Below are 13,752 nucleotides of genomic sequence, written 5' to 3'. Positions count from 1 at the left end.
GGCCGGGGTCGTTTCGCACGACTCCCCGCTCCGATAACACGCAGAATCCAATTCGATTTCATATACAACCAGTTGGGATTTAGAAAGAAGTCGGATTCTGCGTGTTATATGGGTCTCGAGACGCACCGCGCCACGGAAACGCCTCGTAGGAGCGAGCCGAACGCACGAAGGACCACCTGCGGGCGAGAAGGACCCTCATGCCGATAGATCGTCGAATCGACAGTCGTCCCCGACCCCTTCAGCTGGGGCGTCAGCTAGGTGTCAGGGACGTGCAAGACAGCGCCGACGCCTCCCCTGCTACGCTCGGCACCCCGTTGGCGAGAGAAGGGAGACGCACATGGCACTGCACTGGGAAGAGGCTCGGGTGATCGTGACCTGCGGCGACATGAGGGAGCTGGGGGAGGTGCCGGACGACGCGATCGTGCTCACCCTCAAGCCCGAGGAGGTGGACGACCCGGAGGCGGTCGAGGCCGTGCGCAACCTCGTGCTCGACCGGACGATCGAGCGGCGCCGCCAGGTCCTGAGCGATGTCTACGAGCTTGGGCTGTCCATGCCCGAGCCCGTCACGGACGAGGTCGAGGGCGAGCCCGACGAGGCCGCGCTCGCCGAGCAGAGGCTGCTCGAGAACCTGAGGGAGCGCGAGGAGGACGTCGAGGACGACCTGGGCGACGAGCACGACTGGGTGGGACCGCGGCCCTCCCTCTCCGAGGGAGGCCTGTGGCTCGGCGCCGACGCCGGGAGGGGCGTGAGGATCTTCATCAGCCACGTCGAGGAGCTCGTGGTGCACAACTGAGACGGCGCCCGGCGGGCGGCGGCGACTCGCCGCCCGCCAACCTGCACCTTGCACCTCCCTCTATTTACGTATAACGTTTTGTTTAACGAAAGGTGCGCCATGAGGAAGGTCCCCATCCGGATCCATGAACGCATCCATCGTCGACATCCGGAGCTCTCCGCAGCCGACGTGCTGACGAACTATGGGAGGTGCAACGTGAAGTACGTCACACAGGGAGGCGACGTCCTCACCGATCAGGACATCGAGGAGATCGCCGAGCGCCTCGAACGCGGAGAGCTCCCCGGGAAATGGGGCCGTATCCTAGTGGGGCGCCCGCGCATAAGCTCCGAGCAGCTCAAGCTCATCGGGGTCAAGGTCCCCGTGTCAAAGGTGCAAGCCTTTGACGAGAAGGCCGCTCGAAACGGACAGACGCGCTCGCAGCGGCTCCGTCAGCTCATCGAGCGCGACCTGGAGGAGGACAGCGCCTAGTCAAACAAGCCCAGAGGGGACGCGCGCATGCCAGTACTCAGCATGTTCTTTGGGATCATCGTTCGCATGTACCGTGAGATAGGGGGTCGTCATAACCTTCCGCACATTCACGCGGAGTTCTCGGGAGACGAGGTGGTCGTCGCGCTCGACGGAACGGTTCTTGAAGGCCTTCTCCCTCGTAATAAAATGAGGTTGCTTCTTGCTTGGATGGAGATTCATCACGACGAGCTGGAGGCAAACTGGTCGCTCCTCGAACGGGGCGAGCAGTTCTTTCGCATCGACCCCCTCTCGTAGGAGGACGCCACTCATGCTGCAGCCTCGTCTGACCTCCGTGAAGCCCCTCGACACGCTTCGCCTCCTGCTCGTCTATGAGGACGGGGACACCCGCGAGTTTGACGTGGCCCCCTACGCGAACGGACCTTGGTACGGGGAGCTCGCTGACGCCGCATACTTCAGGAGCGTCCGCATTTCCGACGGAGGGACGGGCATCGAGTGGCCCCACGGGCAGGACATCGCCCCCCATGAGCTCCACGACCTGAGCAAGCCGGTTACGCAGTCGTGACGCCCTAGTCCCGGACGATGTCGGCGAGGGTGGCGTCGCAGAAGCCGACCAGGTCGTCGGGGGCAATCACGAGGCTGAGGCCGCGCCGGCCGCCCGAGACGTGGATCTCGTCGAAGAGCTGGGCCGTCTCGTCGATCAGCGTCGGGAAGCGCTTCCTCATGCCTACCGGCGAGCAGCCGCCGCGGACGTAGCCCGTCACCGGCTCGAGGTCGCGTACGTGCATGAGCGAGAGGCTCTTCTCGCCCGCCGCCGCGGCCGCCTTCTTGAGGTCGAGCTCGTCGGCCACCGGCACGCAGCAGACCACGTGCTCCCCCGCCGGCGTCACGCACACGAGCGTCTTGAAGCTCGCCGCCGGGTCCTCGCCGAGCATCTGCGCGATGTGCAGGCCGAGCTCGCTCGACGTGTCCGTCTCGTCGACCTCGTAGGTCTCGTACGAGAAGGGCACGCCGGCGGCCTCGAGCTCGCGCATGGCGTTGGTCTTCTGGAACTTGTCCCTGCGCGCCACGGTGCCCCTACCTCAGCTCGTTCTTCGCCCGGTCGCGGGCGCGGTCCCGCGCGAGGACGTCGCGGAGGAACTGGCCGGTGTAGCTCTCCGGCACCCGCGCGACCTGCTCGGGCGTGCCGTAGGCCACCACGGTGCCGCCGCCGTCGCCGCCCTCGGGGCCCATGTCGAGCACGCGGTCGGCCATCTTGATGACGTCGAGGTTGTGCTCGATGACCAGGACGGTGTTGCCGGCGTCGACGAGCTTCTCGAGCACGTCCACGAGCTGGCGAACGTCCTCGAAGTGCAGGCCCGTGGTGGGCTCGTCGAGGATGTAGAAGGTCTTGCCGGTCTGCTGGCGGTGCAGCTCCTTGGCGAGCTTGACGCGCTGCGCCTCGCCGCCCGAGAGCGTCGTGGCGGGCTGGCCCAGGTGGATGTAGCCGAGGCCCACGTCGTAGAGGGTCTGGAGCTTTTTCTTGATGCGCGGGATGTTGGCAAAGAAGGCCAGCGCCTCGTGGACCGTCATGTCGAGCACGTCCGAGATCGACTTGCCGTGGTAGAGCACCTCGAGCGTCTCGCGGTTGTAGCGCTTGCCGTGACAGACCTCGCAGGGCACGTAGACGTCCGGCAGGAAGTTCATCTCGATCTTGATCTGGCCGTCGCCCTTGCACGCCTCGCAGCGGCCGCCGGGCACGTTGAACGAGAAGCGCCCCGGGCTGTAGCCGCGCGCACGGCTGTCCGGCAGCGACGCGAAGAGGGCGCGCAGGTCGTCCCAGAGCCCGATGTAGGTCGCGGGGTTGGAGCGCGGGGTCCGGCCGATCGGCGACTGGTCGATGTCGATGACCTTGTCGATCTGGTCCACGCCCTCGAGCTTCTTGTACGGTCCCACGACGCGCTTGGAGCGGTGCACGGCGTTGGTGAGTGCGGGCGCGAGCGTGTCGGTGACGAGCGAGCTCTTGCCCGAGCCCGAGACGCCGGTGACCACCGTGAGCGTGCCGAGCTCGATCTTGGTGGAGACGTTCTTGAGGTTGTTGGCGGAGGCGCCGGTGATCTTGATCTGCCCCTTGCGCGGGTTGCGGCGCTTCTCGGGCAGGCGGATCTGGCGCTCACCGGTGAGGTAGGAGCCCGTGATCGAGTCCGGGCAGGCGGCGATTTCATCCGGCGTTCCCGCAGCGACCACGCGCCCGCCCAGCTCGCCGGCGCCGGGACCCATGTCGATCACGTAGTCGGCGGCGCGGATGGTGTCCTCGTCGTGCTCGACCACGATGACGGTGTTGCCCTGGTCGCGCAGGCGCTTCAAGGTCTCGATCAGGCGGTTGTTGTCGCGCTGGTGCAACCCGATCGAGGGCTCGTCCAGGATGTAGAGCACGCCCATGAGGCCGGCGCCGATCTGGGTGGCCAGGCGGATGCGCTGGGCCTCTCCGCCGGAGAGCGTGGCGGCCGCGCGGCTGAGCGTGAGATAGTCCAGGCCCACGTTCACGAGGAAGCGCAGGCGGGCGACGATCTCCTTCACCACGGCGCCGGCGATGAAGCGCTGGCGGTCGGTGAGCTCGAGGGCCTCGAAGAAGGCGAGCGCCTCGCGGCAGGAGAGCTCGCAGACCTGCCAGATGTTCTTCTCGCCCACCGTGACGGCCAGGATCTCGGGCTTGAGGCGCGCGCCGTTGCAGGTGGAGCACGGCACCTCGCGGATGTACTTCTCGAGGTGCGTCCTCATGGTCTCGGAGGTGGTCTCCTGGTACTTCTCGAAGAGGATCTTGCGCACGCCGGAGAAGGTGGTGAACCAGTGCGTGTTGCGACCGTCGCGCGTGAGGTAGTCCACGCGGACCTTGGTGGCGCCCAGGCCGTCGAGAAGGGCGGACTGGACCTTCTTGGGGAGCTCTGCCCACGGCGTCTCCTCCGAGGCGCCGAGGTGGCGGCAGACGGCGGCGAGCACCTGCGGGTAGTAGTTGGAGTGGCCGAAGAGGCTGCCGAAGACGCCCCCCGCGACGGAGAGCGTGGGGTCCTCGATCAGCGCCTCGGCGTCCACGACCTTGCGAAATCCCAGGCCGTCGCAGTCGGGGCAGGCGCCGTAGGGGGCGTTGAACGAGAAGTCGCGCGGCTGGAGGTCGTCCATGGAGTGGCCGTGCTCGGGGCAGGCGAGCGCGAGCGAGTAGCTGATGAGCTCGCCGGGCAGGCGCTCCGGGTCGTCGCGGTCGGGCAGGAGGTAGAAGCCCACGCGGCCGGCGGCGAGCTTGGTGGCCTGCTCGACGGCCTCGGCGATGCGGCCGAGCGAGTTCTCGCGCACCACGATGCGGTCGACGACGACCTCGACGTTGTGGCGGTTCTTCTTCTCGAGGCGAATCTCCTCGTCGCCGAGCTCGCGCACCTCGCCGTCGATGCGCACGCGCGAGAAGCCCTCGCGGCGCAGGTCCTCGAAGAGCTTGGTGTACTCGCCCTTGCGGTCGAGGACCACGGGGGCGAGCACGAGGGCGCGGCGGCCCTGTGCGCGCTCGAGGACCTTGTCGGCCACCTGGTCGGTGGTCTGGCGCTCGATCACGCGGCCGCACTCCGGGCAGTGGGGCGTGCCCACGCGCGCGAAGAGCAGGCGCAGGTAGTCGTAGATCTCGGTCACGGTGCCCACCGTGGAGCGGGGGTTTCTCGACGTGGTCTTCTGGTCGATGGAGACCGCCGGCGAGAGGCCGTCGATGGAGTCCAGGTCGGGCTTGTCCATCTGGCCGAGGAACTGGCGCGCGTAGCTGGAGAGCGACTCCACGTAGCGGCGCTGGCCCTCGGCGTAGATGGTGTCGAAGGCGAGGCTCGACTTGCCCGAGCCGGAGAGGCCCGTGATGACGACGAGCCTGTCGCGCGGTATGTCGACGTCGACGTCGGCGAGGTTGTGCTCGCGCGCGCCGCGGATGACGATCGAATCGTGGGCCATGGGACCCTCCTCGGATGTGCCGGCCGGACCAACCTTTTGATTGTATCCCGCGCGCGGCGCCTAGCCCACGGCGACGTAGCGGTTCACGCCGGCACCATCGCGCTCGCGGCGGACGGCGCCCGTCGCAACGAGGTGGTCGAGATGCGCGATGCTCTCGGAGACGAGGAACCAGCGCGTGAGCGCCGGCGTCTGCGCCCAGTGGTCGAACGGGGCACGCCAGCCCATCGCCGGCACGAGCTCGAAGCCCGTCTGGCCGGGCGTCTCGCGAATCGCCGCCAGGGCGCGGGCGCTGCGGCGCTCGTGGTGGGCGGCGTTTGCGAGGCAGCGCTCGGCCACGCTCCCCTCCTGCAGGCCGTGGCCCAAGAGCGCCCGCTCGATGCCCGTCCCCGCAAGGCGCCGCAGCGTTGCGAGCTGCTCCCCCATGGGGTCCTCCCCCTCGCCCCAGAAGCCGATGCACGTGGAGCACAGGAAGAGCACCGCGTCACCGAGAAACGCCGTGCGCGTGCGCGGCTCCCAGAGCGCGCAGTGGCCCGGGGTGTGACCCGGGGTGGGGACGACCTCGAGGGACCAGCGACCGCAGCGGAGCGCCTCGCCGGCGGCGACCGTCGAGAAGGCGATCCTCTCGGTCTCGAAGTTGACCGCGTGGTCCCAGATGACGTCGGCGAGCTCGACGGACTCCGTCGCGCCCACGCCCTCCGCGCTCATGCGCGCCACCATCTCGTCGCGCCACGCGGGGACCGCGAGGCGACGCATGTCGGAGAGCACGCCCTCCGGGACGACGGCGCGGACGCCCGCCTCCGTGAGCTCCCGGGCGAGGCCGGCGTGGTCCATGTGGGCGTGCGTGCAGACCAGCGTCGTGCGCTCGGGGTCCACGCCCAGGCCGAGGAGCGCGCGCATGAGGCGCGTGTCGTTGAAGTCGTCCGAGGTCCCCGCGTCCACGACGAGCGTCTCGTCGCCGTCGCGCAGCACGAAGGCGTTCACGGAGGGCAGGAACGTGTCATGCATGAGCAGCTCGACGCGCCAGACCTCGGGCTCGTCGAGCACGCGGCTGCAGGTGAAGCCGTCTCCGTCGAGCGTGAAGCAGTTCTCGCCGCAGCCCTGGCCCCACGTTCCGTCGAGCGCGTCGCCGCCCATGTGCGCCTCCCTCGCAGCCGTCCCGTTCTTCTCGCCAGTATGAACCATCCGAGGGCGCCTCGGGTAGAATCAACACGTTGCCAAACTTCGCCCCGAGGGGGCGCGTCGAGAGGAAGGCCATGGACCAGAACGAGCAGGACAAGCTCCGCCAGGAGGTCGACGAGGTGCTGCACGGCCAGAGGCAGCCCGAGCCTCCCGCCGGCTTCCAGCAGAACGACTACTCCAACATCCACCACGTCATCGGCGTGATGTCGGGCAAGGGGGGCGTGGGCAAGTCGCTCGTGTGCGGCATCCTGGCCGTCGAGCTGGCGCGCCGCGGCGCCCGCGTGGGCATCCTCGACGCCGACATCACCGGCCCCTCGATCCCGCGCATGATGGGCCTCGCGGGCGCGCGAGCTCGCGGCGTGGACGAGCTCATCGTCCCCGTGCTCACGCGCGGCGGCATCGAGGTCATGAGCGCCAACCTCGTGCTCGAGCACGAGAGCGACCCCGTGATCTGGCGCGGACCGGTCGTGGCCGGCGCCATCAAGCAGTTCTGGGAGGACTGCGCCTGGGGCGAGCTCGACTACCTGCTCGTGGACATGCCCCCGGGGACGGGCGACGTGGCGCTCACCGTTTTCCAGTCTCTGCCGGTGGACGGCGTGGTGATCGTGAGCTCGCCGCAGGACCTCGTGCAGATGGTCGTCGGCAAGGCCGTGAACATGGCCAACATGATGAACGTGCCGGTGCTCGGCCTCGTGGAGAACATGGCCTACGTCGAGTGCCCGCACTGCGGCGAGAAGATCTATCCCTACGGGCCGTCGCGCCTGGAGGAGACCGCCAAGGCCTTCGACGTGGAGGCGCTGGGGCAGCTCCCGATGGACGCCGCGCTCGCGGAGGCATGCGACACCGGCACCTTTGAGGGGAAGCTCCCCGAGGGACTCCTGCCCGACGCCGTGGACGTCGTCGTGCGCACCGCCGAGTTCATGGACGCCCTGCACGGCCAGGGCGCGTAGCGTGGCGCGGGGGCCGAGAAGACCATCGAGGTCGCAGGCGCGCGAGGCGGCCCTCGCCGCCGCGGCCTCCGTGCGCGTGCCCGCGCGCTGTGACGTCTGCGTGGTCGGCGGCGGGGCCGCCGGCCTCGCCGCGGCGATCGCGGCCGCCGAGGGCGGGGCGTCCGTCGTGGTGCTGGAGCGCGCCCCCGAGTGCGGGCGCACGATCCTCGCCACCGGCAACGGGCGCTGCAACTTCTCCAACGCGCGGCTCTCGTGGGAGCGCTACAACGACCCCGCCTTCGTCGAGGCGGTCTGCGGGCCGCGCTTTGGCGAGAACGTGCTCGCCTTCTTCGAGGGCTGCGGCCTGGCATGGGCCGAGGAGGGCGGGAGGCTCTACCCGCTCTCGCGGCAGGCGGCCTCGGTGCGCGAGGTGCTGCTCGCCCGAGCCGGGAGGGCGGGCGTGACGCTGGCGGCGGCGCGCGAGGTGGGCGGCATCGCCCGCGAGGCGGGATCCTGGCGCGTGACGTTTGCGGGCGCGACCTCGGGCGAGCTCGAGGTGCGCTCCGTGGTGCTCGCGGTCGGGGGCGGCGAGGGTCTCGCCCGCTCGCTGGGGCTTGCGTGCGCGCCCTTCGAGCCGGTGCTCTGCTCGCTCGCCTGCGAGGCGCCCGAGGTCGTATCTCTCGAGGCGCTCGACGGTCGGCGCGCCCACGCGGCGGCACGGCTCCTGCGCGACGGGACCGAGGTCGCGCGCGAGGAGGGCGAGGTGCTGTTCCGCGGCTACGGGCTCTCGGGGATCGTGGTCTTCGACCTCTCTCGCGCGGCGCGGCGCGGCGACGTGATCTCGCTCGACCTCACCTGCGGGCTCGACGAGGGCGTCGCCCGGCACCTCGCCGAGACGGCGGGTGGCTGCGCCGGGCTCCTGGACCCCCTGATCGCACGCGCGCTGGGCGACTCGCTCGACAGGGCACGCGACCTGCGACTCGTTGTGCAGGGGCCTGCCGATCCCGAACGCGCCCAGGTCACGAGGGGCGGGCTGCTCACCAGCCAGTTCGACCCCGCCACGCTGGGGGCGCACGGGCTGCCCGGGTTCTTCGCCTGCGGTGAGGCGCTCCATGTAGACGGGGCCTGCGGCGGCTTCAACCTCGCCTGGGCGTGGAGGAGCGGCCTCGTGGCGGGCGCCGCGGCGGCACGGTGAACCCAAAGCTCGCCCTCTGGCACACCCCCTCTCGCGGTTTGGGTTCGCGCGGCTGCGGTTTTTGCGCGACGCCCCCGGAATGCGTCGCATAATGAACCCAAACCGGAATTGGGTTTGGGTTCAGGGTCATAAGAAGGGCATCCATGATCGAGGTCTCCGGCATTCGAATCCCGCTCTCCGCGCTGGACGGCAGCGACGAGCGCGAGCTGGCGGCGTGTCGCCGCGCACTGGCGCGCAAGCTGCACGTTCGCGAGTCGGACATCGAGCTCCTGGAGCGGCGGCGGCGCTCGATCGACGCCCGGAAGCGCGGCGACGTGCAGCTCACGTTCACGCTGCGCGCCGAGCTCGCCCCGGGCGCGCGCGTGCGTGCCGACAAGGGCGTCAAGCTCGTCGACGAGCGGCCCTTCACCTTCCCCGCGCCCGTTGCGCATACCGGGAGCAGGCCCGTCGTCGTGGGCGCGGGCTGCGCGGGGCTCTTCTGCGCGCTCTCGCTCGCGCGCGCCGGGCTCGAGCCGCTGCTCGTGGAGCGCGGCGATGACGCCGCCCGTCGCGCCGAGGCCGTGCGCCGCCACAACGAGACCGGCGAGCTCGACGTCGAGAGCAACATCCAGTTTGGCGTGGGCGGGGCCGGGACCTTCTCCGACGGCAAGCTCCAGACCGGGACCAGGAGCCCTGCGCACCGCCTCATCCTCGAGACCTTCGTCGCGGCGGGCGCTCAGCGGCAGATCCTCTGGGATGCCAAGCCCCACGTGGGCAGCGACGTGCTCCCCCGCGTGGTGACCGACATCGTGCGGCAGATCGAAGAGGCGGGCGGCGAGGTCCGGACTCGCTGCCGGATGAGCGACCTCGACGTCACGGGCGGCCGGGTGCACTCGGTCACGCTCGCCACCACGGGCGACGACGGCGTCGAGCGGGAGGAGCGCGTCAGCGCGAGCTGCGTGGTCCTCGCCTGCGGCCACTCCGCCCGCGACGTCTTCGAGCTGCTGCGCGACCGCGGCGTGGCCCTAGAGCGCAAGACCTTCGCCATGGGCGTGCGCATCGAACACCTGCAGGCGGACATCGACCGCGCCCTCTACGGGCCGGCGGCCGGGCATCCCGCCCTCGGGGCGGCGCCCTACGGCCTCTCCTGTCACCTCCCGTCGAGCAGGAGCGCGTTCTCGTTCTGCATGTGCCCCGGCGGCTACGTGGTCTCGGCGGCGAGCGAGCGCGGCGGCGTCTGCACCAACGGCATGAGCCTCTCCGACCGGGCCGGCACGAACGCCAACGCGGGTCTGCTCGCCAACGTCTTCCCCGAGGACCTCCCCGGCGACGACGCACTCGCCGGCGTCGAGCTGCAGCGCGCGTGCGAGCGAGCCGCCTTCGCCGCCGGCGGCGGGGCCTACGTCGCCCCCGCCCAGCTCGTCGGCGACTTCCTCCAAGGCGTGCCCTCCAGCGCGGGCGGACGTGTGCGCCCGACCTACCCCCGCGGCGTGAGCTGGGGCGACGTGGCGACGTGTCTGCCTCCCTATGTCGCCGGGACCCTGCGCGACGCCATCCCCGTGCTCGGCCGCAGGCTCCGCGGCTTCGACGCGGCGGACGCGGTGCTCACCGGCGTGGAGACGCGCTCGAGCTCCCCGGTGCGCGTCACGCGCGGGGACGACGGCCAGAGCGTGTCCGTGCGCGGCCTCTGGCCCGTCGGCGAGGGGGCGGGATACGCGGGCGGCATCATGAGCGCCGCCACCGACGGCATCCTCGCGGCCCAGAAGATCGTGGGGAGCCTCTAGCCCTCCGACGGGGGCGTCGGGTTGGAGAGCTGCGCCATCCTCTCCTCGAGCGAGGTCATCCTCCCCTGCTCGAGTGCGGCGAAGTCGGGGAGCTCGAACTGCGGGAGCTCGAGCTCGGGCATCTGCGGCAGCTCGAAGTCAGGCATGACGGTGCGGACGAGAAGGGCGAGGGCGCGCGTGATGTTGGCGCGCTCCTCTGGCTCGAGCTTGCCGAGCTCGCGAAGCATCGCGGGCACCGTGGTCTGCCAGTTCTCCCCCAGCTCGCCGAAGGTGTCCTTGCCTCCCGCCCCGATGACCGAGAAGAGCGTGTCCACGAACCCCGCGCGCTCCTCGTGCGTCATGCTCGCGATCCACTCGTTGAGCGTCTTGTCCACGAAGCTCGCGCCCCGGCCTATCCCCTCCGCGTAGGAGAAGTCCGTGCCCTCGACGACCCACGAGAACGGGTTGTGCTGCATGAGGCCGCTCGTGGAGGACTCGACGACCGCGTAGTCCTCCTGCCGCTCGAAGAGCATGCCGATCACCGATGAGCGCGGGACCGTCTTGGACACCAGGTGGGCGCGGTCCAGCCAGCCTGCGTCCGACAGCGCTTCCTCGGTGAAGCCGGGGCCGTCGTGCGAGAAGGCCCGTGCGATGCGCGCGGCGACGCGCCCCGGGCAGCGTGCGGTCGCGCAGACGGCGAGGTTGCCGCCCTTTGAGTGGCCGCCCAGGTAGATCGGGCCCTCCACCAGGGGCTCGACGAGCTCGAGGTAGGAGATCGCGGCGTACTGCGAGGGCACGCCCGTCTCGAACGCCATGTTGAAGTCCTCCTTCCACCCCACGACCGTGTTGTCCGTGCCGCGGAAGGAGAGGTAGGCGCCGCCCGAGGGGAGGCGCAGCGTGCAGGCGGAGAACTGCTTCTCGGCGGTCTCGTCGAAGTCGTCGACGTAGCAGCACACACGCACGTCCCTGAAGCGTGGGCTCGCCGCGACGGCCGTGAGCAGGCGAACGAGCCCCTCGGGGTCCCAGAGGCCGCGGGTCATCTCGTCGAAGCACTCGGCGCGGAAGAGCTCGCGCACCGTCACGCCGTCGCGCCCGCGCACCTCCTCGCCCGGCCAGCGATAGTACGAGAGACAGGCGAGCACGAGGCTGTCCACCTCGGCGAGCGGCCGCTCGTCGAGCGTCTCGAACTCCCGCGCGAGATAGCCGAAGAGGTTCTTCTCGTCCTGCGACGCGTTGGCTCCCATGGCACCCTACTTCCTGCGCGGGCGGTAGCGACGACGGGTGGCGTGTGCGCTCCCCTTGCGCGCGCCGGCCTTGAGGCGTTCGATGACCTCGTCGGCGCTGCCGCCCTCGACCCTCGTGCGAATCTCGACGATCTGGTCGCGGATGCGCGCCGCGGCCTCGAAGTCCATGGCCTCGGACGCCGCGGCCATCTCCTCCTCGAGGGCGTCGAGCACGTCCGCGAGCTCCTCCTTGGAGAGGCTCGCCAGCTCCTCGGCGACGGAGCGCGCCGTGGTCTCGCTCTCCTCCCGCGCCGAGAGACTCTCGAAGGCGCCATGGCTGCCCGTTCCGTGACGGTCGCGCGTCTTGCCCTCGAGCGTGGCCTCCGCCTCCGAGATAAACGACGAGACGTCCGTGATGGACTTCTTGACCGTGCGCGGCACGATGCCGTGCTCCTCGTTGAAGGCCTCCTGCAGGGCGCGCCTGCGGTTGGTCTCGCCGATCGCGGCGCGCATGGAGTCGGTGATCGTGTCGGCGTACATGATGACCTCGCCCTGGGCGTTTCTCGCCGCGCGGCCCATGGTCTGGATCAGCGAGCGCCGGTTGCGGAGGAACCCCTCCTTGTCGGCGTCCAGGATCGCCACGAGCGAGACCTCGGGGATGTCGAGGCCCTCGCGCAGAAGGTTGATGCCCACGAGCACGTCGATCTTGCCCACGCGCAGGTCGCGGATGATGTCCACGCGGTCGAGCGTTGCGGTGTCGGAGTGCATGTAGTTCACGCGGACGCCCTCGTCGAGCAGGTGGTCGGTGAGGTCCTCGGCCATGCGCTTGGTGAGCGTGGTCACGAGCACGCGCTCCTTCTTGGCCACGCGCTCCTTGATCTCTGAGATGAGGTCGTCGATCTGCCCGTTCACCGGGCGGACGTCCACCTTGGGGTCGAGAAGACCGGTGGGGCGGATGATCTGCTCGACCTGCTGCTGGGTGACCGACTCTTCGTAGTCGCCGGGGGTGGCCGAGACGTAGATGAACTGCGGGACGCGCGCCTCGAACTCGTCGAAGCGCAAGGGGCGGTTGTCAAGCGCCGAGGGCAGGCGGAAGCCGTGGTCGACGAGCGTCACCTTGCGCGAGCGGTCGCCCTCGTACATACCGCGGATCTGGGGCACCGTGACGTGTGACTCGTCGATGATGCAGACCATGTCCTTGGGGAAGTAGTCGATCAGCGTGTACGGGGGCTCGCCGGCCTTGCGGCCGTCGAGGTGGCGCGAGTAGTTCTCGATGCCGTTGCAGTAGCCCATCGTCTCGAGCATCTCGAGGTCGTAGCTCGTGCGCTGGGCGAGGCGCTGGGCCTCGAGCAGGAGGTCGTTGGCCTTGAGCTCGGCCACGCGCTGCTCGAGCTCCTCGTTTATCGTCTCGAGCGCGTGCGTCACCTTGGGGCGCTCGGTCACGTAGTGCGACGCGGGCCAGATCGGGATGGCGTCGAACTCGCGCACCAGCTCGCCGGTGACGCTATCAACCTCGGCGATGAGCTCCACCTCGTCGCCGAAGAACGAGATGCGCAGGGGGTTCTCGGCGTAGGGCGGAAACACGTCCACGGTGTCGCCGCGCACGCGGAAGGTGCCGCGCGAGAGGTCGTAGTCGTTGCGGTCGTACTGGATGTCTATCAGGCTCTTGATGAGGTCGTCGCGCTCGAGCGGCTCGTCCTTGCTCACGTTGGGCGCGAGCCCCGCGTAGTCCTGCGGGCTGCCGATGCCGTAGATGCAGCTCACCGACGCCACCACGATGACGTCGCGGCGCGAGAGCAGGCTCGAGGTGGCCTGGTGGCGGAGCTTCTCGACCTCCTCGTTGATAGAGGCGTCCTTCTCGATGTAGGTGTCGGTCTGCGGGACGTAGGCCTCGGGCTGGTAGTAGTCGTAGTAGCTCACGAAGTAGACGACCGAGTTGTTGGGGAAGAGCTCGCGCATCTCGCTCGCCACCTGCGCGGCGAGCGTCTTGTTGGGCTCCATGATGAGCGTGGGGCGGTTGAGCCGCTCGATGGTCTTGGCCATGGTGTAGGTCTTGCCCGAGCCCGTGACGCCCATGAGCGTCTGGTAGCGGAGCCCCCGCTCCACGCCCTCGCTCAGCTTGTCTATGGCCTGGGGCTGGTCGCCCGCGGGCTCGTAGGGGGAGACCACGCGGAGCGGCTCGCCGGCGCCCTCGCGCCCAAAGCGCACGAGCTCGCCGCCGACGCGCTCCGGGCCCCGGGCGCCTCTTTCGTCTGCCATCGCT

12 protein-coding genes are annotated in these 13,752 nt (G+C 69.7%); 7 read left to right on the top strand and 5 right to left on the bottom strand.

Annotation, left to right across the window (positions count from 1 at the left end):
• Positions 1 to 337: 337 nt before the first annotated feature.
• The 4 genes from B5F73_RS00130 to B5F73_RS00115 all read left to right on the top strand — a co-directional run bounded on the left by B5F73_RS00130 (position 338) and on the right by B5F73_RS00115 (position 1,823).
• Positions 338 to 793 (top strand): hypothetical protein, encoded by a 456-nt coding sequence (locus B5F73_RS00130; protein ID WP_143803100.1) that lies wholly within the window; start codon positions 338 to 340, stop codon positions 791 to 793.
• A gap of 99 nt (positions 794 to 892) precedes the next feature.
• Positions 893 to 1,261 (top strand): ribbon-helix-helix protein, CopG family, encoded by a 369-nt coding sequence (locus B5F73_RS00125; RefSeq protein WP_087224640.1) that lies wholly within the window; start codon positions 893 to 895, stop codon positions 1,259 to 1,261.
• A 27-nt stretch (positions 1,262 to 1,288) separates the two neighbouring features.
• Positions 1,289 to 1,555: a DUF4160 domain-containing protein gene (locus B5F73_RS00120; protein WP_087224637.1), complete on the top strand. Its 267-nt coding sequence runs from the start codon at positions 1,289 to 1,291 to the stop codon at positions 1,553 to 1,555.
• Positions 1,556 to 1,568: 13 nt separating this feature from the next.
• The gene (locus B5F73_RS00115; protein ID WP_087224634.1) at positions 1,569 to 1,823 is read left to right on the top strand and encodes a DUF2442 domain-containing protein; all 255 of its coding nucleotides are present in this window, start codon (positions 1,569 to 1,571) and stop codon (positions 1,821 to 1,823) included.
• A gap of 4 nt (positions 1,824 to 1,827) precedes the next feature.
• Here the strand turns inward: B5F73_RS00115 and ybaK are convergent, their stop codons facing one another.
• Genes ybaK through B5F73_RS00100 form a run of 3 tightly spaced genes read right to left on the bottom strand, consistent with a single transcriptional unit; the run spans position 1,828 to position 6,403 of the window.
• Entirely contained in the window at positions 1,828 to 2,328 is a 501-nt protein-coding gene (gene ybaK, locus B5F73_RS00110; RefSeq protein ID WP_087224632.1) for a Cys-tRNA(Pro) deacylase, read from the bottom strand.
• A 7-nt stretch (positions 2,329 to 2,335) separates the two neighbouring features.
• The gene (gene uvrA, locus B5F73_RS00105) at positions 2,336 to 5,221 is read right to left on the bottom strand and encodes an excinuclease ABC subunit UvrA (RefSeq protein WP_087224629.1); all 2,886 of its coding nucleotides are present in this window, start codon (positions 5,219 to 5,221) and stop codon (positions 2,336 to 2,338) included.
• Positions 5,222 to 5,281: 60 nt separating this feature from the next.
• Positions 5,282 to 6,403 (bottom strand): MBL fold metallo-hydrolase, encoded by a 1,122-nt coding sequence (locus B5F73_RS00100; RefSeq protein ID WP_087224627.1) that lies wholly within the window; start codon positions 6,401 to 6,403, stop codon positions 5,282 to 5,284.
• A gap of 71 nt (positions 6,404 to 6,474) precedes the next feature.
• Between B5F73_RS00100 and B5F73_RS00095 the strand changes: the two genes are divergently transcribed.
• The 3 genes from B5F73_RS00095 to B5F73_RS00085 all read left to right on the top strand — a co-directional run bounded on the left by B5F73_RS00095 (position 6,475) and on the right by B5F73_RS00085 (position 10,287).
• Entirely contained in the window at positions 6,475 to 7,350 is an 876-nt protein-coding gene (locus tag B5F73_RS00095; protein WP_087224624.1) for an Mrp/NBP35 family ATP-binding protein, read from the top strand.
• A 1-nt stretch (position 7,351) separates the two neighbouring features.
• The gene (locus B5F73_RS00090) at positions 7,352 to 8,524 is read left to right on the top strand and encodes an FAD-dependent oxidoreductase (RefSeq protein ID WP_087224620.1); all 1,173 of its coding nucleotides are present in this window, start codon (positions 7,352 to 7,354) and stop codon (positions 8,522 to 8,524) included.
• A 143-nt stretch (positions 8,525 to 8,667) separates the two neighbouring features.
• Positions 8,668 to 10,287: an FAD-dependent protein gene (locus B5F73_RS00085; RefSeq protein ID WP_087224617.1), complete on the top strand. Its 1,620-nt coding sequence runs from the start codon at positions 8,668 to 8,670 to the stop codon at positions 10,285 to 10,287.
• Here the strand turns inward: B5F73_RS00085 and B5F73_RS00080 are convergent.
• Together B5F73_RS00080 and uvrB are read right to left on the bottom strand one after the other, a co-directional pair.
• Positions 10,284 to 11,510, bottom strand: a complete 1,227-nt coding sequence (locus B5F73_RS00080) for an Mbeg1-like protein (protein WP_087224614.1) — start codon at positions 11,508 to 11,510, stop codon at positions 10,284 to 10,286. The two genes, B5F73_RS00085 and B5F73_RS00080, sit on opposite strands and share 4 nt — an antisense overlap.
• Positions 11,511 to 11,516: 6 nt before the next feature.
• The gene (gene uvrB, locus B5F73_RS00075; protein WP_087224611.1) at positions 11,517 to 13,748 is read right to left on the bottom strand and encodes an excinuclease ABC subunit UvrB; all 2,232 of its coding nucleotides are present in this window, start codon (positions 13,746 to 13,748) and stop codon (positions 11,517 to 11,519) included.
• Positions 13,749 to 13,752: the final 4 nt, after the last annotated feature.

It is taken from the genome of Olsenella sp. An270 (assembly GCF_002159735.1).
Classification (GTDB): domain Bacteria; phylum Actinomycetota; class Coriobacteriia; order Coriobacteriales; family Atopobiaceae; genus Thermophilibacter.
The sequence above is the reverse complement of the archived record's forward strand: the minus strand, read 5'-3'. Positions and strand labels throughout refer to the sequence as shown.

Excerpts from the sequence above, each read along its gene's own strand:
- B5F73_RS00130 (WP_143803100.1), top strand. The coding sequence starts at position 338 with ATGGCACTGCACTGGGAAGAGGCTCGGGTGATCGTGACCTGCGGCGAC.
- B5F73_RS00125 (WP_087224640.1), top strand. The coding sequence starts at position 893 with ATGAGGAAGGTCCCCATCCGGATCCATGAACGCATCCATCGTCGACAT.
- B5F73_RS00120 (WP_087224637.1), top strand. The coding sequence starts at position 1,289 with ATGCCAGTACTCAGCATGTTCTTTGGGATCATCGTTCGCATGTACCGT.
- B5F73_RS00115 (WP_087224634.1), top strand. The coding sequence starts at position 1,569 with ATGCTGCAGCCTCGTCTGACCTCCGTGAAGCCCCTCGACACGCTTCGC.
- uvrA (WP_087224629.1), bottom strand. The coding sequence starts at position 5,221 with ATGGCCCACGATTCGATCGTCATCCGCGGCGCGCGCGAGCACAACCTC.
- B5F73_RS00100 (WP_087224627.1), bottom strand. The coding sequence starts at position 6,403 with ATGGTTCATACTGGCGAGAAGAACGGGACGGCTGCGAGGGAGGCGCAC.
- B5F73_RS00095 (WP_087224624.1), top strand. The coding sequence starts at position 6,475 with ATGGACCAGAACGAGCAGGACAAGCTCCGCCAGGAGGTCGACGAGGTG.
- B5F73_RS00085 (WP_087224617.1), top strand. The coding sequence starts at position 8,668 with ATGATCGAGGTCTCCGGCATTCGAATCCCGCTCTCCGCGCTGGACGGC.
- B5F73_RS00080 (WP_087224614.1), bottom strand. The coding sequence starts at position 11,510 with ATGGGAGCCAACGCGTCGCAGGACGAGAAGAACCTCTTCGGCTATCTC.
- uvrB (WP_087224611.1), bottom strand. The coding sequence starts at position 13,748 with ATGGCAGACGAAAGAGGCGCCCGGGGCCCGGAGCGCGTCGGCGGCGAG.